We start from the raw sequence: 3,321 nt of genomic DNA, 5'->3' as shown, positions 1-3,321 counted from the left end.
GCCTCTGTTGGTGCTCTCCCCAAAACACGGCTTAAATGGTTACGATTGTCCCGTGTGAACCGACCCATCGCATCAGCTGCTTGTATGGGGTCAAAGCGGTCTTGTAAGCCATATTGTTTGGCTGTGCTATCTATAAACTGATACAGACCACCAGCAGAAGAACGTGGATTCCTTGCATTGGGATTGCCACCACTTTCCACTTGCGCAACACGGTATAAATAGCTTTCCGGCAAGCCATACCGCGCCGCTGCTTGACGTATCGCTTGATCGACTAAAGGACTATAACGGGTCATAATTTAATGCTCCCCTTACTCAAACGCACTCAATACATTCAAATCCTCTATTGAGGCTTTTCCTCCACCCCCAAACAAAGCAGCAGACAGTTTTTTCACCCATTCTTTCGTAGCATATCCTTTCTCTTGCGCTCTAACCATGCTTTGAATGAGCTCTACAATTTTCTTATTCGAAATATCTGAACCACCTGTCAACAACTTGACGACATCCTTTTCAATACGTTGACGCTCTCTAAACGCTGCTTCTTTGAAAGGTATCCAAGAAGCTTTCAACGCTGCTTTCCCTGCTTGCATGGCTGCATCATGTTTACTCGTTGGGACATTGACATTATGCGTAAAAGATATATTTTTATCCGCTATACGATTTGGTATTCTGTTGTAAAAATCTGCATAATCGGCTTCTCTCTTGACAACATTCTTAACAGCAGAAGCTTTATCGGCTCCATAAACCTTTGCAAACCTATTATACAGGTCGTCCGTATCAAAAATCTCCTTTGCCTTAGAAACTTTATCTTGTGTTTGATCCATGTCATCTAAAAGTTGTCCCCTTAAGCCCTTTTGAAAGTACTCTTGTTGTCCCTTTGGTAATTCATCAAAAATTTTACTGAACTCATCCTTATTAAGCGCCTTGCTAAGGATTTTGGAGCCTTCATCCATAGCATCTACATGAGAACTATATTGATGATATAATCCACGTGCCTTCTTATATTCTGACGATACAGCATCCATAATCTCTAACAATTTTTTCTGGATATCAACTAAGGTATGAACTTTACTATTATCTCCTATCTTTTCGGCTGCATCTTTCATAAGACCAAGTTTAACCTTCGTTTCATGGAGGACACCCATGTTGGGTTTTTCTGTAAGGAGATCAAATTTTGCAGAAGAAAATGGACCAACTTCTATGCCTTTACTCGTGAACTCTTGTAGCCCCTCTCTATAAGCTTGTCTGAAATAAGGGCGTTTCATTAATTCATTAAGGGCGCCATAATGGTGTTTCCCTATCGGGGTCTTCTTGGCTATTTCGTAAAGATCATGAGATGCTGCCTCTCTACTCGCGATAAGATCTCCTTTTAAACCTACAACGTTTTGACGAGGAACAAAGTATTTATCTGCTGCTTGATGAATACGCTCTCCTCCTCCAAGCGCCCTTTGAGAAGCTTTTTGGGTCAAATCAAGATAAGCCCCTTGGTTTCTTTGCGCGATATCAAAAACAAGATCTTGTAAAAATGGACTATGATCGGCTACGTAATCAGTAAGAACAGCTTTCTTAAAAGATTCTCCTAGCTCCTCAGATGCCTCACTACCTAAATGTTTACTGATTGCTCTTAATGTTGCTTTTTCAACGCCTTGCTTATGAGACGGAGAAAAAAGTCTTCCTATTCCACCAACAGTAGAACCAGCCAAATGACCTAAAGCACTTCCGACCAATGTCCCTCCCGCTCCTAAACCAGCACCAGCTAATGTACTGGTAAATGTATTCCCTAATCCTTCGCCCTCTCCTGCTCCATGTAATGCACCAGATGCCGCTCCAACTTTAAGCAAATGAGGTAACGTTGTTTTGTTCGTGATACCTAAAAACGGGTTTACTACTGCTCCTATACGAGATGGACCAGATTTTGAGAATGCTTGACCTAATTTGGACCCAAGAATTCCTAATCTTGCTGCCCCTCCTATTCCTAAAGTTGCAAGTGAAGGGATTATTGATCCTAAAATATTTCCTCCTAAAGACGTCCAATAATGTGTATCACTTACTCTACGTTGATAATCACGTATTTTATTGGCTTCTTTCTCATATTTCTCTCTGGTTTGCTTATCTCCACTCCAATAGTCGATAAGCCCATCCCAAAAAGCCTTTATTGCCCACTGATCATCAGATTTACGTCCTGCCGCTGTAATCCCTGCAATTTCATCATCTAAATTAAAACTCAAACCATGTTTTAAAGAGTTCCAAAATGCTTCGCCTTGCGTGATCTCTGGAGAAGGGGGTGATGTTTCAAGTTCCTCCTTAGGAATACGACGAATGACTTCTATACTAGGACCTAAATAAGGGAGGGATTCTCCTTTCAACTTTTCAAATTCATTATACGGAATACGTCGAATAACCTCGATATTAGGACCCAAATAAGGGAGCGGTTCTGGTTTAGAGTTTTTATAATGAACCATGATTTATTTCTTCCTAATTTCAAGGGTTTCACCATTATGATTTATGATAAGCTTCGTACCAGAAGGAAATTTGTTAACTTCTTCTATACTACTTATTCTTGGAACATTGGCACTGCCTCCTTGCGACATTGGTGAATCTACAAAATATTGATCCGAGATTTCTTGGGGCGTGTCTAAAGCCTGACCTGTTAATGCATTATACAGTTGAAGATCATTATGCTTATTGAAAAAATTAAATGCTGTTTCAATTACCTGTAAAGTCCTCTCCAATTCCTTTTTATTACGCCCAACGTCCAAAGAACCAAACATTGATGATAGCGCCTTACTTTCAAAATCTGATATAGGACCCGTCCCTACTGCTCCACTAGCGCTCATGGATTTTAGATTTTCAAATACCGTCTTTAGAATTCCACCTCTAATTCCCTCTAATAATCCTTTTAATCTGTACCCCTGACCTCCTCCAACTCCTTGCGTGAACCATCGAGTAAACCCGCTCTCTTTACCTTTTCTAAGAAGTTCAACAGCAGCTTTCAAATCATTTAATCCAGCACGCAAATGCATCTTGGTGGCAAACATATTGTTTCTCTTTCTACTCTCCCATTCTTTCTGTGCTTGTAACTTCTGATTATACTCAAGTTCTTGTGGAGAGCCTTTAATCGGTCTCATTTCACGTTCACCAGTCTCTGGATTGGTATACCATCTAAATCCAGTAATGAGCTTTTCTTGATCAGGATTTGTCAACAGTGCACTAAGCATTTGAGGATTACTTGCCATAACCCGCGCTTCTTCTTCACTGTAGCCTTTAGACTTCAGATATTCGACCGTTTGATTAACTTGTCCTCTTTGTTTATCCCCTGCATGA

The 3,321-nt window shown here is 40.6% G+C and carries 2 protein-coding genes and 1 pseudogene; all 3 read right to left on the bottom strand.

What is annotated here, in order from left to right:
- Nucleotides 1-293, bottom strand: a 293-nt coding sequence (locus PVV69_RS09455; RefSeq protein ID WP_273757302.1) for a transglycosylase SLT domain-containing protein, incomplete at its 3' end; no start/stop codon positions are given.
- A gap of 15 nt (nucleotides 294-308) precedes the next feature.
- Nucleotides 309-2,459 (bottom strand): hypothetical protein, encoded by a 2,151-nt coding sequence (locus PVV69_RS09450; RefSeq protein ID WP_273757301.1) that lies wholly within the window; start codon nucleotides 2,457-2,459, stop codon nucleotides 309-311.
- A 3-nt stretch (nucleotides 2,460-2,462) separates the two neighbouring features.
- A pseudogene (locus PVV69_RS09445) lies at nucleotides 2,463-3,321 on the bottom strand (hypothetical protein); the annotation flags it as partial.

It is taken from the genome of Bartonella sp. MM73XJBT, assembly GCF_028618465.1.
Lineage (GTDB): Bacteria > Pseudomonadota > Alphaproteobacteria > Rhizobiales > Rhizobiaceae > Bartonella.
This window is presented reverse-complemented; position numbering and strand designations above follow the sequence as displayed.

Bases quoted from the DNA above. Each gene is read 5' to 3' on its own strand.
- PVV69_RS09450 (WP_273757301.1), bottom strand. From the start codon at position 2,459: ATGGTTCATTATAAAAACTCTAAACCAGAACCGCTCCCTTATTTGGGT.